The organism is Amycolatopsis sp. NPDC028719 (assembly GCF_055565395.1).
On record NZ_JBVHUL010000008.1, the window covers coordinates 181038 to 207756 of the forward strand.

The window sequence follows — 26719 nt, forward strand, 5'->3', positions numbered from 1 at the left end:
GGCAGGAAGTCACCAAGCGATGCGCAGCAGCGAAGGCCCGCGCACGATCACGCCGTACTCCCACTTCACGCCCTCGCGCCCGTCCGCGAACCGCAGGTCCGGGAACCGCGCCAGGATCGCCTTCAACGCCTCCTGCAGCTCCAGCCGGGCCAGCTGCGCGCCGATGCAGTGGTGCGGGCCGTGGCCGAACGCGACGTGCGGGTTCGGCTTGCGCGTCAGGTCGATGCGGTCCGGGTCGGCGAACACCTCCGGGTCGCGGTTGGCCGCGTGCAGCGCCGGCAGCACCGGGTCGCCCGCGCGCACCACGACGTCGCCGAAGCGGATGTCCTCGGTGGCGTAGCGCGCGAACATCGCCGCGGTGTTGATCGGCACGTACCGCAGCAGCTCCTCGATCGCCGTCGGCATCAGGTCCGGGTCCGCGCGCAGCTGGGCCAGCAGCTCGGGCTGCGTCAGCAACGTGAAGACGAAGCTGGGCAGCGCCGTCGACACCGTCTCGACGCCGCCGGTCAACAGCCCAGCGCCGGCGATCGAGATCAGCTCGTTCTCGGTCAGCTTGTCCCCCGCGTCGCGGGCGTAGACCAACGCGCCGAGCAGGTCGTCGGTCGGCTCCTCGCGGCGCTGCGCCACCAGCCCGGCGACGTAGTTGTCGAGCTGGTCGCCGTAGACGTCCAGCACGTCACCCTTGGCCGTGGCGTCGCTGACCAGCGCCTGGGTCCACTCGCGGAAGATCTTGTGGTCCTCCTGCGGCACGCCGAGCAGGTCGCAGATCACGGTGACCGGCAGCGGCCGCGCGAGCTCTTCGACGAGGTCGGCACTGTCGCCGTGCGCCTGCATGTCGTCGAGCAGGCGGTTGACCAGCTCCTTGACGCCGTCGCGCATCTGCTCCAGACGGCGCGCGGTGAACGCCTTGCTCACCAGGCGGCGCAGCCGGGAGTGGTCGGGCGGGTCCATCCCCATGATGCCGTCGCCCATCTGCTGGCGGCGCATCCGCGGCTGGTCGAGGCCCTGCGCGAGCTCCCGGCTGAACCGCGGGTCGGTCGTCACCAGCTTGACGTCGGCGTACTTCGTCGCCAGCCAGGCCGGTTCACCGAAGGGCATCTGCACCCGGCTCATCGGCTCTTCGCGCTGCAGGACGTGGTACTGCTCGGAAACGGAGATCTCGTGCATGTCGAACGGATACGCACGGACTGTCCGGCGTGAACTCGTCACGACTCGCCCCCAATCGCTCTCATCGGTTGGTCCAGCGCCTCGGCGTCGTAGGCGTTCTGGACGTGGGAAAGCGCCGACATCAACGTCGACGAAGTGATCCGGTCGGCGTGGTGACGCTCCACCACGCGGTGCAGCGGCAGCGACCCCAGCTCCGACCAGCCGAGCCGGCCCGTCGCGTCGAGGTAGCTGCGTGCCTGCCCGGCGTTGTCCGGGTGCAGGCAGTACGGGACGTCGAGCAGGCCGCGCTTGAACGCGACGACGATCGCGCGGCCGAGGTCGGCGTGGCTGTTCAGCACGGCGTCGACCAGCGCATACGCCTCGCGGTAGACCTGGTTGTCGTCCTCGACGACGACCCGTCCGGTGACCGACCGCGCCACCGCGCCGGCGTGTTCCAGGGCCGCGACGTTCTCCGCCACGGTCGGGATCCGGTGCGCCTCGGCGGTGGTCTTGACGATCAGCCGTTCCGACCCGGTCGTCACGGCCAGCTCGGCCGCCGTCCTGAGCAGGCCCCGCGCGCCGTCGGACGTCCGCGGGAACAGGCCCATGTAGGCGTAGATCACGACGTGCCAGGTGGCCTCGGGCAGCAGCTCGGCGCACAGCCGGCGCAGCGCGGAGACCGCCTCCTGGTCCTGCGTCATGTTCGTCTGCTGGGCGTAGCTCACCGAAATGCTGCGCACGCCCTTGCGGTAGAAGAACAACGCCTCCAGCACGGACAGCGCCACCAGCTCACTCGGCGGGCAGAGCTGGCCCATCATGCAGCCGCCGAACGTCTCCAGGTGCGGCCGGCCGGCCGGGTGCTCGGCGTCGAGCAGCAGGTCACAGCACTCTGCCCAGTTGCGCACACTCTCGTCCAGGGGCGTCCGGCTGTAGGGCAGGCAGTAGGAGACCGGGCCGCCCTCGGTGGCGTGCAGGCCGGCGGCGATCATGGCGCGGAAGATGTCCGCGGGGCGCGCCGAACCGTGGCGCACCTGCACCGGGAAGTCCGGGCCTTCGAGACCGTCGAGCATCCCGCGCGTGACCTCGGCCGGGTGGTTGACGATCGGGTAGCCGTTGAGGGCGATCCCGTTGCGCAGCGCGTGCGCCACGGACACGGTGTCGCAGACGCGGGTGTAGCTGTCGAGCGTGACGGTGCCGACGGTCGCGGCGGCCGCGTTCCTGGTCGCGGCGAGCCCGGCGCGCATGGCGGCCGGGTCCGCGAACCCCATGCGCGGCTGCACGACGAGTTCGCCGGCGGCGTGTCGTCGCGCGACGAACTCTTCGAAACTCACGCCTCCACCTGTGTCGCACCGGCCGACAGAGTCGCGGCGAACCGGCGGAACGAGGCCGCGCCCTGCTGGTCGTCGAACACCGCGTCGAACCCGGCGAGCAGCAGCTGCGCGGTCTCCTCCGCGGTCAGCGCGCCGCCGACGCCGAGCTTGCCGCCGATCACCACCGGCATGGTGCGCAGCCCGGGCAAGGCCCGCAGCCGCTGGATCACGCGCAGGCCGTCCTGGTGACCGTGGCCGTTGACGCTGCTCAGCACGAGCATCGCCGGGCGGCGGCTCAGGCACTCCGACTCCAGCAGCTCGTCGGGCACGCACGCGCCGAGGTTCACCACCTCGAAGCCGAGCTCGCCGACGAGCAGCTCGAGGTAGACCAGGTTCCACGTGTGCGAGTCCGAGGCCATGCTGCTGACGATCACCGTCCGCCGGGAGGGCCCGGTGGCGACCCCGCCGCCGTAGGCGTGCAGTTCTTCCGTCATGGCGAAACCTCGTAGACGCGCTGGTAGTCCAATCGCGACACCGAGACGACCTCATCGCCGCGTACCACGACCTCTGTCGGCGCGGGCCGGCCGAGGAAGCTGATCAGGCTCGCGGTGACGCCGTAGGCGCCGACGTTCGGCACGGTGACGACGTCGCCGGGAGCCAGCTCGGGCAGCTTCGCCGCCTTGGCCAGCGAATCGCCGGGAGTACACAGTGGACCGACGAGGCTGCCGGTCGCGTCACCGGTTTCCTCGATCCCGACGGCCGCGGGGAGCAGCCGGCCGATCCCGGACAGCCCGCCGACGACGTTGATCCCCGCGTCGAGCACGACGAACCGGCTGCCGCGGCTCTCCTTGACGTTCACCACGCCGGCCAGCAGCGAACCGCAGCTACCGGACAGGTACCGGCCCGACTCGCAGGCCAGCTCGATCCCGCCGTCACGCCATTCGGGGAGGTGCAGGTCGAGCAGCGTCTCGAGCCCCGCGCGCAGCTTCGGGTAGTCGGTGCGCGGGCCGGGCACGGCGTACGGCGAGGAGAACCCGCCGCCGATGTCCAGGACCTCCAAGGGCAGTCCGACCTCGTCGCGCAGCCGCGCGGCCGTGGTGAGCACGAACTCGTACTCGCCCAGCAGGGCGTCCTCGTCCTGGGCGTTGCTCATGGTGAAGAAGTGCGCGCCGACGACGCGCGCGCCGGGCACCGTCTTGAGGGCGGGCATGATCTCGGGCAGCGTCTCGGCGTCGATGCCGAACTGCGACGGGCGGCCCATCATCCGGATGCCGGTACCGCCGCTGCTCGCGGTGGTGTTCACGCGCAGCAGCGCGGACGCGGTGACGCCGTGCTTCTCCGCGGCGGCCCCGACGTGCTGCAGGTCGGTCAGCGACTCGACGGAGAACAGCCGGACGCCGGCCGCGATAGCGTGCTCCAGCTCGGCGTCCGTCTTGCCGGGTCCGGTGTAGAGGATCCCGGCCGGGTCGAACCCCGCCTGCAGCGCGTTGGCCAGCTCGCCGGTGGAGCTGATCTCCGCGCGGCAGCCACCGCTGCGCAGCTCGCGGGCGATTTCGGGGTGGGGGTTGGACTTCAGCGCGTAGAACAGCTGGAAGCCTTCGGGCAGGAGGCCGAACAGCTGGTCGCGTGACTCGGCGACGACGTCGAGGTCGTAGACGTAGGTGGGCGTGCCGAACTTTCCGGCGAGATCGCGGCTCATCGGCGAGCACCTTCCACGAGCAGGGCGAGTTCCTTCGTGGCGTTCTTGCCGTGCGCCGTCAGCGGGAACTCCTCGACGACGTGGCACAGGGACGGGACCTTCTGCGGCTCCAGCCGTTTGGCGAGTTCGCGCAGCACCGTCGTGGGCGCCAGGTCGGTCTCGACGCAGAGGGCCAGGTCCCGCGTGTCGCTCGGCGGGATCGCGCCGGCCGCGCGGACCCCGGGGATGTCCATCGCGGCGGCTTCGATCTCCAAAGTGGACATCCGGATGCCCTTGCGCTTGAACATGTCGTCGCGGCGGCCCTCGAAGTAGAGGTAGCCGTCGGCGTCGAGGCGGCCGTAGTCGCCGGTGTGCAGGCGCAGCTCGCCGGTGGTCTCGTCGCGGCGGAAGGCGCGGGCGGAGATCTCCGGTGCCCGCCAGTAGCCGGGCATGACGTGCGGGCCGGCGGCGACGATCTCGCCGATGTCCCCGGCCGGCAGCTCGGTCCCGTCGGCGGCGAGGATCAGCACGGACGTGCCCGGCAGCGGCAGCCCGGAGGAACCGGGGCGCTCGGTGTCCTCTTCCGGGGGCATGATCGTGATCCGCTTGCACTCGGTCTGGCCGAACTGGCGGACGACCTTCGCGCCGGGGAACGCTTTCCGCAGCTGGGCGATGGTGGCGTCGGGCAGGGCGGCACCGGTGTTGGTGAACAGCCGCACCGGCGCGGCCGGCTCGGTGTCGCGCGCGGCGAGCGTGGCGATCATGGTGGCGAGCGACGGGACGATCGGCACGACGGTCGCGCCGACCTCGCGCATCCGCCGCAGCAGCCGCAGGTCCGACTCGGCGTCGGCGAGGACGATCTCGCTGCGGCCGAGCGTGGCCAGCAGCACCTTGTAGAGGCCGTAGTCCCAGGACATCGGGAACCGGCAGAAGACGACGTCGTCCTGGCGGTAGCCGAGGACTTCCTGGATCGCGCGGGTGGCGAAGGTGACCTGGCGGTGCGGGCCGATCACACCCTTCGGCGCGGCGGTGCTGCCGGAGGTGTAGACGAGGACGGCGATGTCGTCTTCGCTCACCTCGACCGCTTCCGCGCGTTGACCGTGGGCTTCCTCGACCTCGGTCCACAACGGACCGAACTCCTCGGGGGTGAGCACCAGCACGGGTTCGGCGTTGGCCACGACGGAGTCGAAGTGGAACCGCTTCATCGCCGGGTTGATCGGCACGAACACGGCCCCGCGGCGCGAAGTGCCGTAGAAGAGGGCGACGAGCGCGCGGTCGGTGGGCAGCTGCACGACGACGCGGGCGCCGGGCCCGACCCCGCGGCGCGCGAGCACCACGGCGACGGCGTGGCTCCACGCGTCGAGTTCCGCGTAGGTCCAGGCACCGGCGCGGTCGCGGACCGCGGACGCCCCGGCCGCGTCGGCCACCGCGGCGTCGAGCAGAGAATGGACCAAGGAATCGTTCACGACTGCCACTCCGTAAGGACTCGAAGGATCACCGTGCCGGCGTGGAAGGCACACACCTGGAGACGCTTCGAAAAGCTAGCCGTGCCGACCTGCGGATCCCCACCCCTAACGGCCCCTAAGCCCGGCCGGGCGGGTGCGCTGGGGGTTCAGGCGGGGACGGGAGCCAGGAGGTCGGTGGCGCGGGCGGCCAGGGTCTTGCGGTCGATCTTGCGGTTCGAGTTCAGCGGGAACTCCTCCACGTGCCGGTAGTGGCGCGGGATGACGCCCTCCGGCAGCACCTCCCGCAACGCGCGCACCATCTCCAGCACCGGCCGTTCCCCGCCCGTGTAGAAGACGAACAGCTCGGTCCCCGCGTCGCCCGCGACGCCCAGCACCACCGCGTCCTGGACGCCGCAGTCGCGTAGCGCGTGCTCGACCTCCGTCAGCTCGACGCGCCAGCCCAGCACCTGTACCTGGGAATCCAGCCGGCCGAGATACGCCAGGCCGTCGGAAAGGCGGCGGCAGCGGTCGCCCGTGCGGTAGAAGCGCTTGCCGTCACGGTCCAGGAACCGGCCCTGCTCGTCGGCCGGGTCGAGGTAGCCCGGCGTCATCTGCGGTCCCGCGATGCAGAGCTCGCCCTCGTCGGGGTCGTCCCCCAGCAGCACGTAGTCGTGGCCCGCGTGCACCTCGCCGATCGGCACCACACCGTTCACCGCGATCTCCGGGGTCGAGACGTCGTCCCAGCGGTACCCCGAAACCGTCACCGTCAGCTCGGTGGGGCCGTACAGGTTCTCCACGATCGACGACGACGCCGCGGCGCGCCAGTCGGCCGTGTCGCGGACCGTCAGCGCCTCGCCCGCGAAGAAGCTCCACCGCAGCCCGGGCAGCGCGCCCGGGGTCAGGCCGCCGGTGCGGCGGACCAGGTCGATCGCGCTCGGCGTGGAGAACCACACCGTGAGCCCGCGCTCGGCGGCGAACCGCGGCAGGTTCCGGTACGCCCCACCCGGCAGCACCACCGCCGGCGCGCCGGCGCCCCACGCGCAGAACAGGTCGAACATCGCGCAGTCGAAGTTCAGGTCGAACGTCTGCGAGAAGACGTCGTCCGGGGTGAAGTCGTAGCGGGCGTCCAGCAGGCCGAAGTAGTGGTCGAGCGCCGCCCGCCCGATCCGCACGCCCTTGGGACGCCCGGTCGAGCCCGAGGTGAACAGCACGTACGCGGTCTCCGATGCGGGCGCCAGCGGCGCCGACAGCGCCTGCGACGCCCGCGGCTCGCCGAGCACCGGAACTCCCTCGGGCGCCACCGCGCGGCCCCGCTCGTCCGCCACGATGATGTCGATCCCGGCGGCTTCCACCATCTGAGCGGTCCGCGCGGCCGGGAAGTCCGGGCGCAGCGGGACGATGGTCGCGCCGGCGTACAGCCCGGCCAGGATTCCCGCGTACGCCGTGACCCCCTTGCCGGCGAGGACCCCTACGGTGCGGGCGCCGGACTCGGCCAGCGCGCCGCCCCAGAGCAGCGCCAGCTCGTGCAGCCGCTCGTAGGTGAGTGCCTGGTCACCGACGTGGACGGCCACGCCACCACCGGACCGTTCGAGACCGCGCAGGAACCGTGCCTGCGGCCCGCCGGTAAGACTCGTTTCCATCGTCGTCCTCCACTTGCTGAATAGGGGTGCCGATGCGTCGATCCGGGAGGGTGACGCGCGGTAGAGTCCAAAACCGAACCGGGCGGTCGGTTTCCTCTCGGTAGATCCCAACCTAGCGATCCGGAGTAGCCATGTGGGACAGCACTTTCGACGAGACGCTGCGCTCGTACCTCCCCTTCCTGCCCGCCGAGGAGGCGTTGACCGCCGAGACGCCGCTGCGGGAGTACGGGCTGGATTCGCTCGCCACCGTGGAGCTGCTCTCCGTGCTGGAGCAGAGCTACAACGTGCGGTTCGAGGATGACGCCCTGAACCTGGAGACGTTCGAGAACCCCGGCCGGCTGTGGACCACGCTGGCCGCTCTGCAGCCCGCTAGCTGACGCGCGAGGGTCCTGCGCCCCGGCGGCGGGGTTGCAGGGCCATGCGCGGGTTCACCGTGACGACCTCGAAGCGGCTGGTGGTGACGCGGACGCGCCCGAACAGCGTGTCCGGTCCCGCGACCCACAGCTTGCGCACGCCGTTGTCCGCCAGCGTGTGCACGACGTCCGGCCAGCGCAGCGGTTTGACGATGCTGTCGAGCAGCATCGTGCGCACCTGCTCGCCACTGCGCAGGATCTCGCCGTCCTGGTCGGCGACGATCGGCAGCAGCGGGTCGTGGAAGTCCAGACCGCCGAGCACCTCGTCCTCCGCCTTGCGGCGCAGCGCGCCGAACGCACGCGAGTGCAACGGCGGCCGCATCGTGTAGAGGGAGAGCCCGCCCATGCTCCGGACCGTCTGCTTGAGCCAGTCGAGGTTCCGTTCGCGCAGCGAGACCATGTAGAAGTCGTGGTCGATGTAGCACGAGATGTCGAACCACTCGCCCTTGTCCTCCAGCTGCGACAAGGCGTCCGTCAGTCTTTCCTCCGGGGTGCGGACGAACGAGTGCGTCACGACGTCGGTGTACTCGGTCGCGAAGAACTCGGTGAGGCAGCGGGCGAGCTCCGCCGTCATCCACACCGCGTCCTGGAACGTCAGCGACCCGGCGTACACGCTGGCCGGCTTCTCGCCGAAGCTCGGGCCGGCGCAGTAGTCCGGGCTCATCCCCTGCTCCTCCTCGGCCCACTGGGCCAGGGCGACGCAGGTGAGCATGAACCCGACCTGGGCGTAGGCCGAGTAGTCGCCCTCGGTCTCGCGGAAGCGGTCGACCAGCGAATAGCCGAGCCGGTCGTTCGCCTGGGAGATCAGCTTGCGGGCGAAGGGGTTGATGAGCAGGAACTTGCCGAAGTCGGCGAAGCGGCACGGGCTCATCCCGGGGAAGACGACCGCCGATCCCGGCCGGGTGGCCTCATCCATGGCTGGCGACCTCTCGTTCGGCGACCCGGCTCGCGGGTGCGGTGGGGTGGACGTCCCGCAGGAAACCCAGCAGGACTTCGCGGAACCGTTCGGGCTCCTCGAGGTGCGGGACGTGGCTGGAGTCTTCGAAGACCTCCCAGCGCACGTCGTGGATCCGGTCGAAGAACGGCTGGACCGTGACGGGGGTGGCTTCGTCGTGCCGCCCGGACACGAGCAGCGTCGGCACCTCGATGTCGTCGAGGTACTCGATCACCGAGTAGTCCTTGAGCGTGCCGGTGACGGTGAACTCGCTCGGGCCGTTCATCGTGGCGTAGACGGTGTTGTCATCGGCCATCTCCATGAACGACGCCAGGTAGTCGGCCGGCCACGGCAGCACGCGGCAGACGTGCCGGTCGTAGAACGCGCGCATCAGCTCGAAGTACTCCGGCGCGCCGGTGGTGCCGGCGGCTTCGTGCGCCCGCAGCTGGTCGTCGACGCCCGGCGGGAGCTGGGCGCGCAGCACGTCCATCTCCTGGCGCCACAGCGGGTACGACGCCGGCGAGTCGGCGATCACCAGGCCGCGCAGGCCGTCCGGGCGCTGCGCGGCGTGCCGCGCGACGACCAGGCCGCCCCAGGACTGTCCGAAGAGGACGTAGTTGTCCTCGATGCCCAGGTGCTGCACCAGGTTGTCCAGCTCGTCGCCGAACAGCTCCGGCGTCCAGAACTCCGGGTCCTGGCCCGGCAGCCGCGTCGAACCGCCGCTGCCCAACTGGTCGTAGTGCACGACCGGGAACCCGTGCTCGGCGAGCGAGCAGAGGTTCAGCAGGTAGTCGTGCGTGCTCCCCGGCCCGCCGTGCACGACGACGACGGCGGGCAGCTCGCCACCGGCGGTGCCGGTGACCCGGTACCAGGTGCGGTACCCGCCGAAGGGCACCCAGCCCTTCGCGATCGGTGCCACGGCCATGCTCATCACCTCTTCGTTTCCCTCACCCGGCGCACACGGCCGGACCCACGTTCATGTCTAGCCGTCGCGGCCCCGGCGGAACCAGCCCCTAAGGGGCGTCTAAAGCCGTTCTAAGCCTGCTCGACCTGCCTAGCGCACGACGATCCGCCGTGGAAGGAATCCGCGCCGGAACAGGGGTTCGCGACCCCTACCGCCACGTTGCCGGGTCGGCCCGACAGCGCACCGGCACTACCTTTTCCCTTGTAGCGGTGTTTCGCCCCCGAGTTCGGAGAGTGCGTCGATGCGCGTCATGATGATGGTGTTCCCGACGAGGACGCACGTCTACAGCATGGCCCCGGTGGGCTGGGCGCTCGCCGCGGCCGGGCACGAGGTGCGCTTCGTCGGCCAGTGCAACCCGCGCGAGGTGGCGTCGTTCGCCGAAACCGGCCTCGACGCGATGTGGTTCGGCGACGAGCTCGACATCGCCCGCCACCGGCAGCTGCAGATGGACGGCGACAACGCCATGCAGGGCGGCTTCCGCATCTCCGAGAGCCGGCCGGAGCGCTACACCGAGGAGTACGTCCGCACGGTTTACGAGCACTGGGTGGAGGTCTTCCGCTGGACCACCCCGGATTCGCTGCTCGACGAGCTGGTGCGCTTCGCGAAGGGCTGGCAGCCCGACCTCGTCGTGTGGGACCCGATGATCTACGCCGCTCCGATCGTCGCGCACGCCCTCGGCGTCCCGCACCTGCGGATGATGTACGCCGCCGACCAGACGGCGCGGATCGCCGCCCAGTACCGGGACCTGCGCGCGAACCACCCCGAAGACACCACGCCGGACCCGTTCGTCGAATGGATGTCCGCCGCCGTGGGCCGGTTCGGCGCCTCCTACGACGAATCCCTGCGCCACGGCGTCAAGACCCTCGACTGCCACCCGTCCTACCTGCGCTACGACGGCGTCGACGTCGACTACGTGCCGGCGCGGTTCGTCCCGCAGAACAAGCCGATGGCCATCCCCCGGTGGGTGCTCGAAAAGCCGGAGCGCCGGCGGGTCATGCTGACCCTGGGCATCTCGAACCGGCAGGTGCTCGGCGTCGAGGAGACGTCGGTGGCCGACCTGCTCGACGGCCTCGCGGACCTCGACGTCGAAGTGATCGCGACGCTCAACGCGACCCAGCTCGCGTCGGTGAAGAAGATCCCGGACAACGTGCGCGCGGTGGACTTCGTGCCGATGAACGAGCTCCTCGCGAGCTGCTCGGCCATCATCCACCAGGGCGGCGGCGCGACGATCGGCAACGCGGTCGTCAACGGCGTCCCGCAGCTGGTCATCCCGGGCACCACCTGGAGCGAACGGGTTTCCGCGGTCGCTCAGGAAAAGCGCGGCAACGGCCTGGTGCTCGACCTCGAGGACGTCACGCCGCAGTCCGTCCGGAGTGCACTGAACCGGCTGCTGGAGGAACCGTCCTTCCGGGACTGCGCGCTCGAGGTCCGTGACGAGATGCTGGCCACGCCGACGCTGGACGACCTCATACCTGACCTGGAACGGATCGCGCGATGGCAGTGACCTCCGGGGCTCCGCCCCAGGTCAGGGGCTCCGCCACCCGAACCCCCGAAAAGATGGCAGTGACATCCGGGGCTCCGCCCCAGGCCGGGGGCTCCGCCACCCGAACCCCCGAAAAGATGGCGGTGACCGCGCGGCCGAAGGTGGTGCGCACCATCGGGTTCCTCATCGGGAGCCTGCCGCTGCGGATCGCCGCCTTCGTGGTCGTCCTGGTCACCATGCTGCTCGGCATCGCCACCACCATGCTCTGGGTCGGCATCCCGATCCTCATCACCGCCACCTCGCTCGTCCAGAGCTTCGCCCGCCTGGAGCGGCGCTGGGTCCACACGATGCTCGGCGTCGACGTGCCGCCGCCGCGGCGGCGGGAACACGGGCCGGGGCTGCTGCAGACGTGGCAGGTCCGGCTGGTGGACCAGGCCACCTGGCGCGAGGTGAACTACGTGCTGCTCGCGTTCCCGCTGGGCATCGTGGAGTTCGTCGCCGGGATCGTGTCGGTCGCCGTGCCGCCGTTCGGGATCTTCGTCGCGCCGCGGATCGGCGCCCTGCACGCCGCGCTGACGGCGTCGATGCTCGGACCGGACCGCACGGCGCAGCTGGAAGCCCGCACCCGGCAGCTGAGCGACTCGCGCGCCCGCGGCGTCGACGCCGTGGAAGCCGAGCGGCGGCGCATCGAACGCGACCTGCACGACGGCGCCCAGCAGCGGCTGGTGTCCGTCGCGATGAGCCTGGGCCGGGCCCAGCTGAAGCTGGACCTGGACGACCCGGCGGCCGTGCGCGAGCTGATCGGCGCGGCGCACGCGGACGCCAAGCTCGCGGTGTCCGAGCTGCGCGACCTCGCCCGCGGGATCTACCCGCCGGTGCTGCAGGACCGCGGCCTGGACGCGGCGCTGTCGTCGCTCACCGCGCGGATGCCGATCCCGGTCGACGTCGAGGTGACCGTCGACCCGCGCCCGCCCGCGCCGGTGGAGACCACGACGTACTTCATCGTCAGCGAGACGCTGACCAACATCGCCAAGCACGCCGGCGCCGATCGCGCGTCGGTGCGCGTGACCCGTGACGACGAGACCGTGGTCGTCGAGATCCTCGACAACGGTCACGGCGGCGCTTCCGTCCGTCCCGGCGGCGGCCTGGCCGGGCTCGCCGACCGGGCCGCGACCATCGACGGCGTGCTCACCGTGGTCAGCCCGGTGGGCGGGCCGACCGTGGTGCGCGCCGACCTGCCCGTCCGCTGGTGAACCCCCGGGAGTGCGCAATGCGTGTCGTCATCGCCGAAGACTCGGTCCTGCTGCGGGCCGGCGTGCAGAGCCTGCTCGCCGACGTCGGTATCGAGACGGTGGCCGCGGTGGACAACGGAGACGACCTGCTCGTCGCCGTCCGCGAACACCGGCCGGACCTGGTCATCGCCGACGTCCGGATGCCCCCGACGTTCACCGACGAGGGCCTGCGCGCCGCCATCGCGGCCCGTAAGGAGGTCCCCGGCCTGCCGGTGCTAGTGGTCTCGCAGTACGTCGAGGGCAGCTACGCGGTCGACCTGATCGCCGAGGGCACCGCCGGCGTCGGCTACCTGCTGAAGGAACGCGTCGCCGACGTCGCCGACTTCCTCGAGGCGGTCCGGCGCGTGGCCGGCGGCGGCTCGGCGATCGACCCCGACGTCGTCGCCCAGATGCTTTCGCGCAACCGCGACCCGCTCGAACGCCTGACGGCTCGCGAGATGGAGGTCCTCGGGCTGATGGCGCAGGGCCTGTCGAACGCGGCCATCGCGAAGGACCTGGTCGTGACCCAGGGCGCGGTGGAGAACCACATCAGCAACATCTTCGCGAAGCTCGGCCTGGAAGCCAGCCGCGACCAGAACCGCCGCATCCGCGCGGTCCTGACCTATCTGGACAGTACGACCGTCCGGAGCTGATCAGCGGCGCCAGCTCGTCGCCGGCTGGTACCGGGGGCGCCGCCGCGGGCGCGGGGCCGGCGCTTCGGGTTCGGCCGGCTTCGGGGCGCCGACCGCGGCCAGGACCGCGACCAGCGCCGCCAGCTCGGTCTCGTCGGGCGCGCCGCGCAGGACCCGCACCACCGGCTCGCCCATCAGACCGGCGGGTTCCCGTGCTTGCGCACCGGAAGGTCGGCGTGCTTGGTGCGGAGCATCGCGAGCGAACGGATCAGCAGCTCGCGCGTCTCCCCCGGCTCGATCACGTCGTCCACGAGACCGCGCTCGGCCGCGTAGTACGGGTGCATCAGCTCGGAGCGGTACTCCTTGATCTTCAGCGCCCGCACGGCGTCCGGGTCGTCGGCCGCCTTGATCTCGCGGCGGAAGATCACGTTCGCGGCGCCCTCGGCACCCATCACGGCGATCTCGTTCGTCGGCCACGCCAGCGAGACGTCGGTGCCGATCGACCGCGAGTCCATCACGATGTACGCCCCGCCGTAGGCCTTGCGCAGGATCACCTGCACCCGCGGCACGGTGGCGTTGCAGTAGGCGTAGAGCAGTTTCGCGCCGTGCCGGATGATCCCGCCGTGTTCCTGGTCGACGCCGGGCAGGAACCCGGGGACGTCCACCAGCGTGACGAGCGGGATGTTGAACGCGTCGCAGGTCTGCACGAACCGGGCGGCCTTCTCGCTCGCCTCGATGTCGAGCACGCCGGCGAGGAGCGCGGGCTGGTTCGCGACGATGCCGACGACGTGCCCGTCCAGCCGGGCGAGCGCGCACACGACGTTGGCCGCCCAGCCGGCGTGCACCTGCAGGAACTCGCCGTCGTCGACGATCTCCGCGATGACGTCGCAGATGTCGTAGGCGCGGGCCGGGTCGGTGGGCACGACGTCGAGCAGCCGGTCGGTGCGGCGATCGGGCGCATCAGCGGCCGGCACGTGCGGCGGCGTCTCGTTGTTGTTGGCCGGTAACAGGGAAAGCAAGTATCGGACGTCGGCGAGGCAGCTCACCTCGTCGTCGTAGGCGAACGCGGCGACGCCGGAGGTCTCGGCGTGCACGTCGGCGCCGCCGAGGCCGTTCTGCGTGATCTCCTCGCCGGTCACCGCCTGCACGACGTCGGGTCCGGTGATGAACATCTGCGAGGTCTCGCGGACCATGAACACGAAGTCGGTCAACGCGGGCGAGTACGCCGCGCCGCCCGCGCAGGGGCCGAGCATCACGGAGATCTGCGGGATGACCCCGGAACAGCGGGTGTTGCGCCGGAAGATGCCGCCGTAGCCGGCGAGCGCCGTGACGCCCTCCTGGATCCGGGCGCCGGCGCCGTCGTTGAGCGACACCAGGGGCGCGCCCGCGGCTTCGGCGAGGTCCATCACCTTGTGGATCTTCTGCGCGTGCGCCTCGCCGAGCGCGCCGCCGAAGATGCGGAAGTCGTGGGCGTAGACGAACACCGTCCGGCCGTCGACGGTGCCCCAGCCGCAGACGACGCCGTCGGAGTGCGGGCGGCGCTGCTCGAGGCCGAAGCCGGTGGCCCGGTGCCGGCGCAGGGCTTCGAGCTCGGTGAACGAGCCCGGGTCGAGGAGCAGCTCGATCCGTTCGTGCGCGGTCAGCTTGCCGCGCTCGTGCTGGCGGACGGTGGCGGCGTCGTCGGGCCCGCGGCGCGCCGCTTCCTTGATCTCGCGCAGCTCGTCGAGCCGGTTGGCGAACGTTGTCTCAGACACGGACGCCTCCCAGTTCGTCGGCCAGCCGCCGGAGGATGACGCCCTGGTGGCGGGTGAGGAAGAAGTGGCCACCGGACAACTCGACCAGCTCGAAGCCGCCGGCGGTGTGGTCCGCCCAGGAGGCGACCTCGTCGACGGTGGCCATCGGGTCGTCGGTGCCGGTGAAGGCCACGATCGGCGCGGTGAGCGGGTCGCCCGGGGTGTACCGGTAGGTCTCGACGGCCCGGTAGTCGTTGCGCACGACCGGCAGGATCATGCGGACGACGTCGTCGTCGCCGAGCAGGTCCGCCTCGGTGCCGCTGAGCCGCCGCAGCTCGGCGATGACGCCGTCGTCGGTCCGGGTGTGCACGCTCTCGTCGCGGGTTCGCGAGGGAGCGCGCCGCCCGGAGACGAACAGCGCGGCGACGTCTTGGCCGGCCCGCTCGAGCCGCCGGGCGGTCTCGTAGGCGACCATGGCGCCCATGCTGTGCCCGAACAGCGCGAGCGGCCGGTCGGTGTGCTTCAGGAGAAGTTCGGCAACCTGCTCGGCCATGGCGTCGATGCTGGTCAGGAAGGGTTCGTGCCGCCGGTCCTGCCGCCCGGGATACTGGACGGCGAGCACTTCGACGTCCGGGGCGAGCGCCTTGGCGACGGGGAAGTAGAAGGGTGCCGACCCGCCGGCGTGCGGCAGGCACACGAGCCGCGCTTTCGCCTCGGGTGACGCGGCGAACCGGCGGAACCAGTTCTCCTCGGCGTGGTCCACGGGGGCGACCATGTCGTCCACCGCCCTTCGGTGTCGGAGGCTCCTCCCGGCCAAGCTAGCCAGCGGAAGAGAAGGTCGACGACCCCTAAGTCCCCCTACGCGACGGGTAGCGGCGGCCGATCCGGGTACCCGCCCGCGTATGCAGGTGACCTGGAGCGGAGCCGACCGGGCGGGCTGGCAGGTGCTGGACGTCACCGGCACCGACCGGCCCGGCCTGACGGCGGCCCGCCGCTGGGCCGAGGTCAAGCTGGGCACGCTCCGCGACACGGACCTGATCGACACGCTGATCATCGTCGGAGAGCTGCTGGAAAACGCTTACCTCCACAGCGGAGGACCGAAGCAGCTGCGCATCCACCACGCGCACGACCCCTGCGAGGTGACGGTGGCGGTGGCCGACACCGGGGGCGGCGAACCGAAGCTGCGAGTACCTGATCACGGGGGCGGGCGGGGGTTGTTGCTGGTGGACCGGCTTTGCCTGGCCTGGGGTGTCAGCCTGCATGACGACGGGAAGCTGGTTTGGGCTCGGATGGAGTGCGCGGACGATTAGCCCGCTGTTGCCGCTTCAGAACCCTTTGGAATCGCGCGAACCAGCCTCGACCCGGCCGGACGGGCCGGGCTTGCAAGCCGGACACTGCCGGGCGCGGATGTCGTTGATTGACCAGACTGCCGGCGATTGGCCTTGTCGTCTCCGGGGCGTGGGTGTAGGCCCGTAGCCGGTTGGCTGCGGGCCTTTCCCGTGTGTTCACGCTGCGAATGGGAGTGGTTGGTGGAGGTTGTTGCGCCGGGGTTTTCGGCGTTTGTCCAGGAACACGGGTGGTAGGAATTCGGGTAGGCCGTCGGTGGCGATGCGGACTTGCCAGCCGGAGCGGTGCAGGAGCCGGTGGTGGTGGGCGCAGAGCAGGACCAGGTTGGCGAGTTCGGTGGGGCCGTCGTCTGCCCAGTGCCGGATGTGGTGGCCTTGGCAGTGGCGGGGTGGGCGGTGGCAGCCGGGGAAGGCGCAGCCGCGGTCGCGCAGGTACAGCGCACGGCGGAGCGGGGTGGTGATCAGGCGGTGGTGGCGGCCGAGGTCGAGGGGTTCGCTGTGGGTGCCGAGGACTGCGGGGATGAGCTTGCAGTCACAGGCGTGGATCCGGGCTTCGGCCGCGGACATGGTGCCCAAATCGCCGAGCATGGCCCGGCCGACGCTGATCTTGGGTGTGGTGTCAAGACTGGTTTGGCCGGCAACGGGCGTGTTGGTGGTGCCGGTGTCGTCGAGCAGGGTCTGGCCGACCCGGGCCTTGGGAGTGGTGCCGAAGTCGGCTTGACCGGCGGCGGCCGTAAGGGCGGTGCCGGAATCGCCGAGCATGGCCCGGCCGACCGCGGCCTTGGGCGGGGTACCGGTGTTGCCGAGGGCCGCCGGAGCGGCACCGGAGGTGGTTCCGGTGTCGCCGAGCATGGCCTGGCCGATGCTCGACTTCAGGTCTGCCAACGAGACCGCGATCATCACGTGGGCTCGTTCGCCGGCCTGCATCGGCAACTCCGGAGAGTTGAAAGCCAGGTCGATGGCGTCGGAGAAGGCGTCGCCGTAACGTTCCAACGGCGAGCGTAAGTCCGGGCCCTCGTCGGGACTGTGGCGCTCGGCGAGCGAGTCGAACAGGGCGCTGGCTCGAGCGCCGGTCTCGTCATCGAAACGGCCGTTCAGCTCCCAGAACCCGGTTCTCTTGCGGCGCAACGACAATTCGCGGCTGGGCATGGCCGGTTCGGTCTCGTCGGGTGCGGCGCCATCAGGGTCGAGGTGGGCCAGAATGCGTGCACCCAAAGCGGCGACCTGCTTGTGCCCGGCTTCGGCGGCGAACGTGAGCAGGTGCTACTCGGCATCATCGCGGTGCTCGGGCGGGATCTGGGTCATCACCCCGACGATCGTGTCGATCATCGGGCTGCTCAACCGGCCCTCCGAGGCGGCAGCGCCGGTGGCGGGAGCGATAGCGGGAATGGGAGTGCCATCCAGGGTACGGCTCGAAGTGAGAGCGCGGGCTCGCTTCACGACAGTCTCGGCAGCGGACTTGGGAACATCGGCGAGGTGTTCGAAAAGCCGTGCGACAGAACGGTATCCGAACAACTCCATGACACCGCGGGTCTCGATTTCCGCCAGCAGAGAACCGATCTCAGCCTCGGCAGACCGCACAACAGTGAGCAGCGCAGAGATGCGATCGGCGAAGGCCACCGCATCCGCTTGCCACACCGTTTCCCTGTCCACAAAACAAGATTACCGGGATTCGAACACACGTCATCACTCGATCAGGTGCGAACAAGCAACCACGCGAAGCGCCGATTTCCCACGCCCCGGCGAAGCCGCATCTTCAAGACTGCGGGCACCAAACCCCGATAACGCAAGTGAACAACCTCAAGACAACCGAGGCACCAAGTTCAACCAAGCCAAAGCTTCCTCGACACTCCAATGCACCGGAAGCGACGGAGCCAACCCGAGCACGGCGATCGGCCGGAGCAAAGCCCGGCACCGGCCCGCAACGGCGAACGGCACCCCGGCCGACGCGGCGTCCAAAAGGATCGTCAGCACACGAGCGCTGCAGAACGTCACCGCCGACGCGTCGAAAACCAGTGCGGGAGACGACCGCCGAACCTCGAGCAGGGCGGCCAGCCGGCCCGTGACCGCGAGGTCGAGGTCACCGGCCGCGGTGACGACGGTCGCTTCCGTCGTCGTGGTCACTTCGAAGGTCGGGCAGGTGCGGGGAGCGGGGATGAGCATCGCGAGGGCCTCCCTGGCGAAGACGCGTGAGACCGGTCCGGCCGCACGGCAGCCCGGGTGGGGGCTGCGGAATCGAGGCACGACGGCTGCAGGCTGAACCGCTCACTCTCACCCTACAACCGATGCATAAGCGATGCACGACGGAACCGGGCCGGCGTCGTCCCCAGTTCGGCCCGGAACGCACGGGTGAACGCCGATTCCGACTGGTAGCCGACCCGGTTGGCGACAAAAGCCACCGTCGCGTCGGACGTGGACAGCAGCTGGGCCGCCGTCATCATCCGGGCCCGGGTGAGGAACGCCCCCACCGTCATCCCCGTCTCCCGGACGAACCGCCGCAGGAACGTCGCGCGGGACATCGCCACCTGACGGCTGAGCCGCTCGATCGTCCAGTCCGCCCCGGGCTCCTCCAGGACGCTGGAGACCGCCGACGCGATCCCCGGGTCGGCCACGGCCGTCCACAGCGCGTCCGCCGTGGCCGCGCCCCGGGCCGTCCGCAGCACCATCGCCAGCAGCACCGTGCTCAGCGCCGAGAGGATCGCCGCCGTTCCGGAGCCCTCGCGAAGAGCCTCACCGCGCATCAGGAAACTCAGCCCGCGCAGGACCTCGTCGGTCTCGGGGGACTGCCCGAACGACACGTGGATCGCGCCGGGCAGGCTCCGGAACAGCAGCGCGCCCGCCCCCGCGTTGACCGTGAAGTGGCCGCAGAACAGGTCGATGACCGGGTCACCGCCCCGCTCACTGCGCTTGGTGGCGAACGCCGCACCCTCGGTCTCGACGGTGCCGCGCGGCCGGCCCGGCCCGGCGGTGACGACCCGGTGCCCGGCGCCGCTCGGGATCAGCACGACGTCGCCGGGGCGCAGGTCGAACACCGCACGGCCGACGTGCAGCCGGCACTCCCCCTCGAGCAGGACGTGGAACGGCACCGTCAGCTCCGGGGACCGCGGAACGTCCATCCGCGTACCCGCCCCGAGCAGGCAGTGCTTCTCGAGCGCCGCCTCGAGCCCGGCCCCGCGAAGCAAGCGGCTGACAGTGTCCATGGTGATACTTTCGAGCAGAAAACTGATACTGGCAAGCCTTTTCGTATCACCAGCACGATCGCACACTCGACCGCATGGAAAAGCTCACCGCGGACGTCCTGGTCATCGGCTTCGGCAAGGGCGGGAAGACCGCCGCCCACGCGCTCAGCGACGCGGGCAAGCGCGTCGTCCTCGTCGAACAGTCCGAGAACATGTACGGCGGCACCTGCCCGAACGTCGGCTGCGTGCCGACCAAGATGCTCGTCCACTACTCGAACGGCCGCCGCCTCGAGGACGACGCGCAGGAGTTCTTCGCCCACTCCATCGCCGGTGTCCGCGCCCTGACCAGCGCCTTCCGCGCGGGCAACTTCGCCTCGCTCGACGGCAAGGACACCGCGACCGTCATCACCGGCACCGCCCGGTTCGCCGACCCGCACACCGTCACCGTCGGCGAAGGCGACGACCGCATCACCGTCACCGCGCCGACGATCATCCTCAGCACCGGCTCCGCGCCGGTCATCGCGCCGATCCCCGGCCTGGCCACCAGCAAGCACCTGGTCAGCAGCACCGAGCTCACGCAGGCGGCGACCCTGCCGGAACGCCTGATCGTCGTCGGCGGTGGCTACCTCGGGCTCGAGTTCGCGTCGATCTACCGGCACTTCGGCACGCACGTCACCGTCCTCGAAGGAGCGGACCGGCTGCTGCCCCGCGAGGACGAGGACATCGCCGACACGGCGAGGGAAATCCTCGAGGGTGACGGCATAAAGATCATCACCGGCGCGAAGATCACGAAGGTCGAAGACAGCGGCGCCGTCGCGAAGGTCATTTACGAGAAGGGCGGCGAGACGCACGAGGTAGAAGCGAGCGCCCTCCTCCCGGCCACCGGCCGCCGTCCGGTCACCGACGGCCTGCGGCTCGACGCGGCCGGCGTCCGGACCACCCCGCACGGCGCCGTCGAGGTCGACGAGTACCTGCGCACGAGCCAGCCGCACATCTACGCCGTCGGCGACGTCAACGGCGGCCCGCAGTTCACCTACGTGGCCCTCGACGACGCCCGGATCGTGCTGGACCAGCTGCTCGGCGAGGGCAAGCGCACCACGGCCGACCGGGTCGCCGTGCCGCACACGCTCTTCATCACCCCGCCGCTCGCGACGGTCGGCCTGACCGAGCGCGAAGCCCGCGACCAGGGCCTGAACATCAAGGTGGCGCGCGAAAAGGTCGCCGACATCGTCGCCATGCCCCGCGCCTACACGGTCGAGGAGACACGTGGCGTCATGAAGTTCCTCATCGACGCCGACACCGACCTGATCCTCGGCGCCGCCTTGCTCAGCATCGACGCGCAGGAGGTCATCAACACCGTCGCGCTGGCCATCCGCCAGCACGTCACCGCGACCGAGCTGCGCACCGCGATCTACACGCACCCGAGCTCGACCGAAGCTTTCAACGAGGTCCTCGGCAAGGTGGTCAGCGGGTAGAACGCACATCCCGGGCCGCAGCCGGTGGGGACTTTCCCCATGGCCAGACGGGCGCCGCGGCCCTAGCGTGGGAACCCGGTGACGAGGAGGTTCCCGCGGATGCTGATCGACGACCTGGCCGCCCGGCTGCCGGCGGACCGGCTGGTCCGGGACCCGGACGTCGTGGCGGGCTTCGCCCACGACGAGGCCGAGTGGGCCCCCTACACACAGCCCGCGGTGGTCGTCCGGCCGCACACCGCCGAAGAGGTCCAGGCCGTGGTCAAGGCCTGCCTGGAGCACCGGACCCCGCTCGTCGCGCGCGGGGCCGGCACCGGCCTCTCCGGCGGGGCGAACGCCGTCGGCGGGTGCGTCGTGCTCGTCACCGACCGGCTCACCGCGATCAAGGAGATCGACGAGCGGGAGCGGTACGCCGTCGTCGAGCCCGGGGTCGTCAACGACGACCTGCGCGCCGCCTGCGCCGAGCGCGGCCTCTGGTACCCGCCCGACCCGGCCAGCTCGCCGTGGTCGACCCTCGGCGGCAACGTCGCCACCAACGCCGGCGGCGTCTGCTGCGTCAAGTACGGCGTCACCCGCGACTACGTCCTGGGCCTGCAGATCGTCACCGGCACCGGCGAGCTCGTCCGGCTCGGGCGCCGCACCGCCAAGGGCGTCGCCGGCTACGACCTGACCGGGCTGATGGTCGGGTCGGAGGGCACGCTCGGCGTGATCACCGAGGTCACCGTCCGCCTGCGGCCCGCCCGCGCTGCGGAACGCACGGTCGCCGGGTACTTCGACACCACCGTGGCCGCCGGGCAGGCCGCCGCGGCGGTCGCGGCCCGGGGCGTGCTGCCCTCGGCGCTGGAGCTGGTCGACCGGCACTGCCTCGCCGCGGTCGACCAGTGGAAGAACATGGGCCTGAGCGCCGACGCGAACGTCGTGCTGCTCGCCCGCACCGACTCCCCCGGCGCCCTCGGCGAGCACGAAGCCGCGGAGATCCTGGACTGCTTCGAGCAGGCCGGGGCGACGTGGGCCGCCCAGTCGACCGACCAGGCCGAGGCCGACGCGCTGTTCGCCGCCCGCCGCCTCGCCTATCCCGCCCTGGAACGGCTCGGCCCACTGCTCACCGAGGACGTCTGCGTCCCGACGCAGGCCGTGCCCGAGATGCTCGCGCGCATCGACGCGGCGGGGCAGCGCCACGGCGTCCACATCGCCAACGTCGCGCACATCGGCGACGGCAACCTGCACCCGCTGCTGGTCACCCCGGCCGGCGACGAGACCGCCCGGAAGAACGCCCAGGCGGCCTTCGGCGACATCATCTCCGACGCTCTCGACCTCGGCGGCACCGTCACCGGCGAACACGGCGTCGGCCTGCTCAAGCAGCCCGGCCTCGCGCGCGAACTCGGCGCGGGCGTCCTCGAAATGCACCGCGCGGTCAAGCACGCCCTCGACCCGCACCACATCCTCAACCCCGGCAAGGTCTTCCCCGAAGGGACACCCGCATGATCGTCCGCACCACCGCCGGTGAGGTTCGCGGCGAGCCGATCGCCACCGGCGTCCGGTTCCGCGGCATCCCCTACGCCGCCGCGCCCGAAGGCGAGCTGCGGTTCGCCGAGCCGGTTCCGGCCCCGTCGTGGGAGGGCGTGCGCGAGGCCCGCGAGGCCGGGCCCACCGCGCCCCAACGGCGTCGGGAAATCCCGGGCCTCGACCTGTCCGCCCTGGTCGGTGCCGGCTGGCGGCCCGGCCCGGACTACCTGACGGCCGACGTCTGGACGCCGGACCCGGCCGCGGAAGCACTCCCGGTGCTGGTGTTCGTGCACGGCGGCGCGTTCGTCGGCGGCACCGGCTCCGCCCCGGTCTACGACGGCACGGCGTTCACCCGCGGCGGCGCCGTGCTGGTGACGCTGCAGTACCGGCTCGGCATCGACGGCTTCCTGCCGCTCGACGGCGGCGCGACCAACCTCGGCCTGCGCGACCAGCTCGCCGCGTTGCGCTGGGTGCGGGAGAACATCGCCGCGTTCGGCGGTGACCCCGCCGACGTCACGCTCTTCGGCGAGTCCGCGGGCGCGATCAGCGTCGCGTGCCTGCTCGGTTCGCCGCTGTCGGCCGGGCTTTTCCGCCGCGCTGTCGTCCAAAGTGGACACGCGAACATGGTCCGCGGCCGCGCGGAGCCGGCGCGGGTGACGCAGGTGGTCGCCGGCCGGCTCGGCGTCGAACCCACCGCCGAAGCGTTCCGGAAGCTCTCGACCGAGCAGCTGCTCGACGCCCAGGACGCCCTGCTCAAGCCCGGCGGCGGGCCCGACCTGCGTGGCGCGGACGGCCTGGACCACGGTTTCGGCCTCAGCCCGTTCCTCCCGCTGGTCGGTGACGACGTCCTGCCGGAGCACCCGGGCGAAGCGATCCGCAACGGCGCAGGCGCCGATGTCGACCTCATCGCGGGCACCTGCCGCGAGGAGATGCTGCTCTACTTCGGCCCGAGTGGGCTGGTGGACGTGCTGACCGACGAGCAGGCCGTGGCGATGCTGTCGGCGTCGCACCCGGACGCGGCGGGCGTGCTCCGCGGCTACGGCCTGGGTGGTGGCCGGAAGGCGGGCGAGGTGTTCGTCGAGGCCATGACCGACCTCGTCTTCCGCGACGGCGTCGAGGAACTCGTCGAGAACCACCAGGGCCGCTCATTCCGTTACGAGTTCGAGTGGCGCGCCCCGGACCTGGGCGCGTGCCACGGCATGGAGCTGCCGTTCGTGTTCGACTCCCTGGACGCGTCCGCCGGCCTCGTCGGCGACCACCCGCCGGCGGAGCTGGCCCGCGAGGTCAACGCGGCGTGGACGCGGTTCGCCGCCACCGGCGACCCCGGCTGGGCCGAGGGCAGCACCACCCACCTGGGCTGATGGACGCCCGCGGCCTGCGCGAGCTGTACGACCTCGCCCTGCGCCTGTCGGCGGTCCACGACCTCGACGCGCTGGTGCAGGAGGTCGTCGACCACGCGCGGCGCCTGCTCGGCGTCGACGTCGCCTACCTCGCGCTGGCGGAACCGGACGGCTCGCTGGTCATCCGGGTCACCGACGGCTCGCTGGGCCCGCGGCTGCGCGGCGTCGTGCTGCCGCCGCACAGCGGGCTGGCCGGGCAGGTGGCGGACACGGGCGAACCGGTGCAGAGCGCCGACTACCTCGGCGACGCCCGGTTGACGCACCTCGGCGAGGTCGACCGCGTCGCCGAGGACGAGGGCCTGCGCACGATCCTCGGGGTGCCGTTGCGGCTGCGGGGCAAGGTGGCCGGCGTGCTGATGGTGTCGCAGCGGGCGGTGCGCCGGTTCACCGCGGCGGAGTCGTCGCTGCTGACGTCGCTCGGCTCGTTCGCCGCGATCGCCATCGAGAACGCCAAGCTGGTCACGGCGCTGGCGACGGCGAACGACCGGCTCGAACGCGCCGTGCGGCTGCACGACCGGCTGTCGGAGGTGGCCCTGCACGGTGGCGCGCCCGAAGACGTCGTCGTCCCGCTGTCGGAGCTGGTGCCCGGCCTGGTCGTGGTGGCCGGCGAGCACGACGAGGTCCGCGCCGCCGCCCGTGCCGGTTCGCTCGTCGAGGCGGCTCTCGACGGCACGCCGTCGGCGCGGTTCGCCGACCCGGCCGCGCGCCGCACGCACGTGGGCGAGCGCGCGGTGACCGTGCCGGTGGCGTCGGCGAACGCGTATTTCGGGGCGCTGCAGGTGGTTCTCGACGCGCCGCTCGACGAGGCGGACGTCCGGCTGCTGGAACGCTCGGCGATGACGGTCGCGCTGGTGGCGTCGGTCGCGCGGGCCGAACGCCGGACGGCGGAGGAACTGGTCGAGCACATCGTGACCGGCCGCGTCCGCGACGCCCCGGTGTACGCCCGGTCACTGGGCCTGGACCTGCGCCGTCCGCACCTGGTCGTGGTGAGCGAGAACCCCCGGCTGCGGGAGTTCACCGCCCGCCACGGCGGTCTGGTGGCCACAGTGGACGGTCGCCTGGTCGCCCTGGTCCGCGTGGACGAGGCGGCGGTCCGCGCGGCGGACTTCGGCACCACGGGGCTGGCGGGCCCGGCGACCGGCGTGACCGACCTGGCCGCCGCGTACGACGACGCGTCGGCGTGCGTCCGGGTACTGGAAGCCTTGGGCCGCACCGGTTCCACCGCCTCCCCGGCCGACCTCGGCCCGTACCGCTATGTGCTGAGCCAGGCCGGGCGCGAGGAGGCCGGCGTGTTCGTGACCCGCACGCTGGCCCCGCTGCTGGCCCACGACGAAGACCGCGGCACCGACCTCGTCCACACGGCGGAGGTCTTCCTCCGCCACGGCCGCCACAAGACCTCGGCGGCCGACGAGCTGACGATCCACCCGAACACGCTCTACCAGCGCCTGGACCGCATCACGGCGGTGCTGGGCCCGGACTGGCAGGAGGGCGACCGCGCCCTCGACGTCCACCTGGCCCTGCGCGTCCACCGGCTGGGCCGGGAACTGGGGTAAGCGCGTCAACCCCTATTTCGCGCCATTCCGCGCGAAACCAGGAATATTGACACGGCGAACGTCCGTCAGGCATCGTCGAGAGACGAAGGCCACATTTCCAGCCTTTCCTCCGCGTAGACGACCCCACGGAGATGAATCATGACGAACATCAAGGTGACGCTTTCCGGCGGTCCGGCCGAGCTGACCGAACAGCACCGCGACTGGACGGTCGGGAGCATCGGCGAAGTCGCGAAGGTCAGCTTCGGGGCCGGCTACGAGCACTTCTCCCACGAGGGCGAGTTCACGACGACCAGCGGCGGTGACCAGGTGCCGGTGTTCGCCTGGTGCGGTCGCACCAGGGTCGCCGAGTGACCCGCGGCCGCGGCTCCACCCGGATCTCCACCCCGCGGAGGTCCCGCTCCACCCGGCACCGGCGCTAGTTTCCTTCCGGTCGGGTGCCGCGCGAAAGCGGCGCCGCATTCCGGAGGGGAATCCGCGATGGATGAAGTACTCGGTTTCATGCTGCTTCGTTTCGCCATCATCGGCGGCGGGATCTTCCTGCTGATCCTGCTGCTCGGCGTGGTCGTGTACGCGCTCAAGAAAGCGGGCCGGTACGACCAGGCGAAGCAGATCGGGAGCAAAGCGCTCGAGCACTTCGAGGAGCGCCGCAAATCGTGACCGGTCAGTCGTGGTCGAGGCCGTGCCGCACCGCGTAGCGCATGGCCTCGATCCGGTTGCGGGCGCGGATCTTGGCGAACGCGTTGTTGATGTGCGTCTTCACCGTCGTCTCGCCGATGACCAGCTCGGCCGCGATCTCACCGTTGCTCAGCCCGGCGGCGATCCACCCGAGCACCTCGGCCTCGCGCGCGGTGAGCCCGTCCGGGAGGCTTTCCTTGGGCGGTGCGGGTTTCACGGCTCCGGACAGGGCTCCGGCGACCTGGCGCGACACGTCCGCCCCGAAGGTCAGCTGCCCGGCGACGACCGCCCGCAGCGCGGCGCCGATCTCGTGCCGGCCCGCGTCCTTCGTCAGGTAGCCCTTCGCCCCCGCGGCGAGCGCACCGGCGATCGACTCGTCGTCCGAATACGTCGTGAGGACCAGGACGGCGACGTCCGGGTGGTCCCGCGTGAGCCGCCGGGTCGCCTCCGCGCCGGTCAGGACCGGCATGGTGAGGTCCATCAGCACGACGTCGAGCCGATCGAGCGTCCCGGCCAGTTCGAGCGCCTGCGCGCCGTTCGCCGCCGACCCGACGACGTCGACGTCGTCGAGCAGGCCCAGCAGCGCGACCAGGCCTTCGCGCACGACCTGCTGGTCGTCCACCACCATCACCGCGATCGTCATGATCGGCAGTCTGCCGCATTCCGGGGGTCCGGGAAAATGGCCGGGTGGGCGTCAGGTGCGGTTCCGGCGGGTCCTCGAAGCCACCGGTGACCACGCCCCCGGGGGTGCTGCGCGCATACGGAGGTCCGCCGCTCGGGACAAGCGCGGTGCGGGTGGAGTGGTACGACGACTGAGGGAGGTGGGGGGGGGGGGGGGGGGGGCCACGCCCCCCAAAGGCCCCAGCCCCGGGGGACCACCCCACCCCTTTTCGGCGGAACACTCCCCCAGCACAACCCGCGGCCTTACAGGGTCTTCGT

General features: G+C 71.3%; 27 protein-coding genes. 11 read left to right on the plus strand and 16 right to left on the minus strand.

What is annotated here, in order from left to right:
- Positions 1-9: 9 nt before the first annotated feature.
- The 6 genes from ACZ4TR_RS33455 to ACZ4TR_RS33480 form a co-directional block, all read right to left on the minus strand.
- Positions 10-1167, minus strand: coding sequence for a cytochrome P450 (locus ACZ4TR_RS33455; protein WP_465291671.1), 1158 nt, complete (start codon positions 1165-1167; stop codon positions 10-12).
- A 38-nt stretch (positions 1168-1205) separates the two neighbouring features.
- Positions 1206-2477: a methylaspartate mutase gene (locus ACZ4TR_RS33460; protein ID WP_465291673.1), complete on the minus strand. Its 1272-nt coding sequence runs from the start codon at positions 2475-2477 to the stop codon at positions 1206-1208.
- The gene (locus ACZ4TR_RS33465; protein WP_465291674.1) at positions 2474-2950 is read right to left on the minus strand and encodes a cobalamin B12-binding domain-containing protein; all 477 of its coding nucleotides are present in this window, start codon (positions 2948-2950) and stop codon (positions 2474-2476) included. Before ACZ4TR_RS33465 ends, ACZ4TR_RS33460 begins: the two co-directional genes overlap by 4 nt.
- On the minus strand, positions 2947-4155 hold the full coding sequence (locus tag ACZ4TR_RS33470) for a type III PLP-dependent enzyme domain-containing protein (protein ID WP_465291676.1): 1209 nt from the start codon (positions 4153-4155) through the stop codon (positions 2947-2949). Before ACZ4TR_RS33470 ends, ACZ4TR_RS33465 begins: the two co-directional genes overlap by 4 nt.
- Positions 4152-5600 (minus strand): AMP-binding protein, encoded by a 1449-nt coding sequence (locus tag ACZ4TR_RS33475; RefSeq protein WP_465291678.1) that lies wholly within the window; start codon positions 5598-5600, stop codon positions 4152-4154. The genes ACZ4TR_RS33470 and ACZ4TR_RS33475 overlap by 4 nt, the downstream gene beginning before the upstream one ends.
- Before the next feature lie 146 nt (positions 5601-5746).
- On the minus strand, positions 5747-7219 hold the full coding sequence (locus tag ACZ4TR_RS33480; protein WP_465291680.1) for an AMP-binding protein: 1473 nt from the start codon (positions 7217-7219) through the stop codon (positions 5747-5749).
- Between the two features lie 131 nt (positions 7220-7350).
- Between ACZ4TR_RS33480 and ACZ4TR_RS33485 the strand changes: the two genes are divergently transcribed.
- On the plus strand, positions 7351-7596 hold the full coding sequence (locus tag ACZ4TR_RS33485) for a phosphopantetheine-binding protein (protein WP_284750721.1): 246 nt from the start codon (positions 7351-7353) through the stop codon (positions 7594-7596).
- Here ACZ4TR_RS33485 and ACZ4TR_RS33490 read toward each other — a convergent pair.
- Both ACZ4TR_RS33490 and ACZ4TR_RS33495 read right to left on the minus strand, forming a co-directional pair.
- Entirely contained in the window at positions 7589-8548 is a 960-nt protein-coding gene (locus tag ACZ4TR_RS33490; protein ID WP_465291682.1) for an ACP S-malonyltransferase, read from the minus strand. The genes ACZ4TR_RS33485 and ACZ4TR_RS33490 overlap by 8 nt on opposite strands.
- Positions 8541-9491: a proline iminopeptidase-family hydrolase gene (locus ACZ4TR_RS33495; protein WP_465291684.1), complete on the minus strand. Its 951-nt coding sequence runs from the start codon at positions 9489-9491 to the stop codon at positions 8541-8543. Before ACZ4TR_RS33495 ends, ACZ4TR_RS33490 begins: the two co-directional genes overlap by 8 nt.
- Positions 9492-9771: 280 nt before the next feature.
- Here ACZ4TR_RS33495 and ACZ4TR_RS33500 point away from each other — a divergent pair, with 280 nt between their 5' ends.
- From ACZ4TR_RS33500 to ACZ4TR_RS33510, 3 genes are all read left to right on the plus strand, one after another.
- The gene (locus ACZ4TR_RS33500; protein WP_465291686.1) at positions 9772-11034 is read left to right on the plus strand and encodes a nucleotide disphospho-sugar-binding domain-containing protein; all 1263 of its coding nucleotides are present in this window, start codon (positions 9772-9774) and stop codon (positions 11032-11034) included.
- A 116-nt stretch (positions 11035-11150) separates the two neighbouring features.
- Positions 11151-12266, plus strand: a complete 1116-nt coding sequence (locus ACZ4TR_RS33505; protein ID WP_465291688.1) for a sensor histidine kinase — start codon at positions 11151-11153, stop codon at positions 12264-12266.
- A gap of 17 nt (positions 12267-12283) precedes the next feature.
- Positions 12284-12937 (plus strand): response regulator transcription factor, encoded by a 654-nt coding sequence (locus ACZ4TR_RS33510; RefSeq protein ID WP_364524734.1) that lies wholly within the window; start codon positions 12284-12286, stop codon positions 12935-12937.
- On the opposite strand, the gene ACZ4TR_RS33515 is transcribed toward ACZ4TR_RS33510, so the two are convergent.
- Genes ACZ4TR_RS33515 through ACZ4TR_RS33525 form a run of 3 tightly spaced genes read right to left on the minus strand, consistent with a single transcriptional unit; the run spans position 12938 to position 15424 of the window.
- Entirely contained in the window at positions 12938-13111 is a 174-nt protein-coding gene (locus ACZ4TR_RS33515) for an acyl-CoA carboxylase epsilon subunit (protein ID WP_465291690.1), read from the minus strand. It abuts the gene before it with no gap.
- Positions 13111-14634: an acyl-CoA carboxylase subunit beta gene (locus tag ACZ4TR_RS33520; RefSeq protein WP_465292005.1), complete on the minus strand. Its 1524-nt coding sequence runs from the start codon at positions 14632-14634 to the stop codon at positions 13111-13113. Before ACZ4TR_RS33520 ends, ACZ4TR_RS33515 begins: the two co-directional genes overlap by 1 nt.
- A 28-nt stretch (positions 14635-14662) precedes the next feature.
- Complete coding sequence (locus ACZ4TR_RS33525; protein WP_465291691.1) at positions 14663-15424, minus strand: thioesterase II family protein; 762 nt, start codon at positions 15422-15424, stop codon at positions 14663-14665.
- A gap of 127 nt (positions 15425-15551) precedes the next feature.
- On the opposite strand from ACZ4TR_RS33525, the gene ACZ4TR_RS33530 reads away from it, so the two are divergent.
- Positions 15552-15959 carry an ATP-binding protein gene (locus ACZ4TR_RS33530; RefSeq protein WP_465291693.1) on the plus strand — a complete coding sequence of 136 codons (408 nt, stop codon included), beginning with the start codon at positions 15552-15554 and terminating at the stop codon, positions 15957-15959.
- 195 nt (positions 15960-16154) lie between these two features.
- On the opposite strand, the gene ACZ4TR_RS33535 is transcribed toward ACZ4TR_RS33530, so the two are convergent.
- The 4 genes from ACZ4TR_RS33535 to ACZ4TR_RS33550 all read right to left on the minus strand — a co-directional run bounded on the left by ACZ4TR_RS33535 (position 16155) and on the right by ACZ4TR_RS33550 (position 19195).
- Positions 16155-17255 carry an HNH endonuclease signature motif containing protein gene (locus ACZ4TR_RS33535; protein ID WP_465292007.1) on the minus strand — a complete coding sequence of 367 codons (1101 nt, stop codon included), beginning with the start codon at positions 17253-17255 and terminating at the stop codon, positions 16155-16157.
- 3 nt (positions 17256-17258) lie between these two features.
- The gene (locus tag ACZ4TR_RS33540; RefSeq protein ID WP_465291695.1) at positions 17259-17648 is read right to left on the minus strand and encodes a hypothetical protein; all 390 of its coding nucleotides are present in this window, start codon (positions 17646-17648) and stop codon (positions 17259-17261) included.
- Between the two features lie 147 nt (positions 17649-17795).
- Positions 17796-18158, minus strand: coding sequence for an STAS domain-containing protein (locus ACZ4TR_RS33545; RefSeq protein ID WP_465291697.1), 363 nt, complete (start codon positions 18156-18158; stop codon positions 17796-17798).
- Between the two features lie 113 nt (positions 18159-18271).
- A complete protein-coding gene (locus ACZ4TR_RS33550; RefSeq protein ID WP_465291699.1) occupies positions 18272-19195 on the minus strand; it encodes a cupin domain-containing protein in 924 nt (307 codons plus the stop codon).
- 74 nt (positions 19196-19269) lie between these two features.
- Here ACZ4TR_RS33550 and ACZ4TR_RS33555 point away from each other — a divergent pair, with 74 nt between their 5' ends.
- From ACZ4TR_RS33555 to ACZ4TR_RS33580, 6 genes are all read left to right on the plus strand, one after another.
- Entirely contained in the window at positions 19270-20649 is a 1380-nt protein-coding gene (locus ACZ4TR_RS33555; protein ID WP_465291701.1) for a dihydrolipoyl dehydrogenase family protein, read from the plus strand.
- A gap of 99 nt (positions 20650-20748) precedes the next feature.
- Positions 20749-22131: an FAD-binding oxidoreductase gene (locus ACZ4TR_RS33560; RefSeq protein ID WP_465291702.1), complete on the plus strand. Its 1383-nt coding sequence runs from the start codon at positions 20749-20751 to the stop codon at positions 22129-22131.
- Positions 22128-23513 (plus strand): carboxylesterase/lipase family protein, encoded by a 1386-nt coding sequence (locus ACZ4TR_RS33565; RefSeq protein ID WP_465291704.1) that lies wholly within the window; start codon positions 22128-22130, stop codon positions 23511-23513. The genes ACZ4TR_RS33560 and ACZ4TR_RS33565 overlap by 4 nt, the downstream gene beginning before the upstream one ends.
- Positions 23513-25105 carry a helix-turn-helix domain-containing protein gene (locus ACZ4TR_RS33570; RefSeq protein ID WP_465291706.1) on the plus strand — a complete coding sequence of 531 codons (1593 nt, stop codon included), beginning with the start codon at positions 23513-23515 and terminating at the stop codon, positions 25103-25105. The genes ACZ4TR_RS33565 and ACZ4TR_RS33570 overlap by 1 nt, the downstream gene beginning before the upstream one ends.
- 138 nt (positions 25106-25243) lie before the next feature.
- Positions 25244-25456, plus strand: coding sequence for a DUF5988 family protein (locus ACZ4TR_RS33575; RefSeq protein ID WP_465291707.1), 213 nt, complete (start codon positions 25244-25246; stop codon positions 25454-25456).
- 126 nt (positions 25457-25582) lie between these two features.
- On the plus strand, positions 25583-25762 hold the full coding sequence (locus tag ACZ4TR_RS33580) for a hypothetical protein (RefSeq protein WP_465291709.1): 180 nt from the start codon (positions 25583-25585) through the stop codon (positions 25760-25762).
- A gap of 4 nt (positions 25763-25766) precedes the next feature.
- On the opposite strand, the gene ACZ4TR_RS33585 is transcribed toward ACZ4TR_RS33580, so the two are convergent.
- Positions 25767-26423 (minus strand): response regulator, encoded by a 657-nt coding sequence (locus ACZ4TR_RS33585; RefSeq protein ID WP_465291711.1) that lies wholly within the window; start codon positions 26421-26423, stop codon positions 25767-25769.
- Positions 26424-26719 lie beyond the last annotated feature (296 nt).

Coding starts and splice junctions, on each gene's coding strand:
- ACZ4TR_RS33470 (WP_465291676.1), bottom strand. CDS start 4,155: ATGAGCCGCGATCTCGCCGGAAAGTTCGGCACGCCCACCTACGTCTAC.
- ACZ4TR_RS33580 (WP_465291709.1), top strand. CDS start 25,583: ATGGATGAAGTACTCGGTTTCATGCTGCTTCGTTTCGCCATCATCGGC.
- ACZ4TR_RS33525 (WP_465291691.1), bottom strand. CDS start 15,424: ATGGTCGCCCCCGTGGACCACGCCGAGGAGAACTGGTTCCGCCGGTTC.
- ACZ4TR_RS33505 (WP_465291688.1), top strand. CDS start 11,151: ATGGCGGTGACCGCGCGGCCGAAGGTGGTGCGCACCATCGGGTTCCTC.
- ACZ4TR_RS33510 (WP_364524734.1), top strand. CDS start 12,284: ATGCGTGTCGTCATCGCCGAAGACTCGGTCCTGCTGCGGGCCGGCGTG.
- ACZ4TR_RS33575 (WP_465291707.1), top strand. CDS start 25,244: ATGACGAACATCAAGGTGACGCTTTCCGGCGGTCCGGCCGAGCTGACC.
- ACZ4TR_RS33500 (WP_465291686.1), top strand. CDS start 9,772: ATGCGCGTCATGATGATGGTGTTCCCGACGAGGACGCACGTCTACAGC.
- ACZ4TR_RS33570 (WP_465291706.1), top strand. CDS start 23,513: ATGGACGCCCGCGGCCTGCGCGAGCTGTACGACCTCGCCCTGCGCCTG.
- ACZ4TR_RS33565 (WP_465291704.1), top strand. CDS start 22,128: ATGATCGTCCGCACCACCGCCGGTGAGGTTCGCGGCGAGCCGATCGCC.
- ACZ4TR_RS33545 (WP_465291697.1), bottom strand. CDS start 18,158: ATGCTCATCCCCGCTCCCCGCACCTGCCCGACCTTCGAAGTGACCACG.
- ACZ4TR_RS33480 (WP_465291680.1), bottom strand. CDS start 7,219: ATGGAAACGAGTCTTACCGGCGGGCCGCAGGCACGGTTCCTGCGCGGT.
- ACZ4TR_RS33555 (WP_465291701.1), top strand. CDS start 19,270: ATGGAAAAGCTCACCGCGGACGTCCTGGTCATCGGCTTCGGCAAGGGC.
- ACZ4TR_RS33585 (WP_465291711.1), bottom strand. CDS start 26,423: ATGACGATCGCGGTGATGGTGGTGGACGACCAGCAGGTCGTGCGCGAA.
- ACZ4TR_RS33455 (WP_465291671.1), bottom strand. CDS start 1,167: ATGCACGAGATCTCCGTTTCCGAGCAGTACCACGTCCTGCAGCGCGAA.
- ACZ4TR_RS33515 (WP_465291690.1), bottom strand. CDS start 13,111: ATGGGCGAGCCGGTGGTGCGGGTCCTGCGCGGCGCGCCCGACGAGACC.
- ACZ4TR_RS33495 (WP_465291684.1), bottom strand. CDS start 9,491: ATGGCCGTGGCACCGATCGCGAAGGGCTGGGTGCCCTTCGGCGGGTAC.
- ACZ4TR_RS33490 (WP_465291682.1), bottom strand. CDS start 8,548: ATGGATGAGGCCACCCGGCCGGGATCGGCGGTCGTCTTCCCCGGGATG.
- ACZ4TR_RS33560 (WP_465291702.1), top strand. CDS start 20,749: ATGCTGATCGACGACCTGGCCGCCCGGCTGCCGGCGGACCGGCTGGTC.
- ACZ4TR_RS33485 (WP_284750721.1), top strand. CDS start 7,351: ATGTGGGACAGCACTTTCGACGAGACGCTGCGCTCGTACCTCCCCTTC.
- ACZ4TR_RS33550 (WP_465291699.1), bottom strand. CDS start 19,195: ATGGACACTGTCAGCCGCTTGCTTCGCGGGGCCGGGCTCGAGGCGGCG.
- ACZ4TR_RS33465 (WP_465291674.1), bottom strand. CDS start 2,950: ATGACGGAAGAACTGCACGCCTACGGCGGCGGGGTCGCCACCGGGCCC.
- ACZ4TR_RS33530 (WP_465291693.1), top strand. CDS start 15,552: ATGCAGGTGACCTGGAGCGGAGCCGACCGGGCGGGCTGGCAGGTGCTG.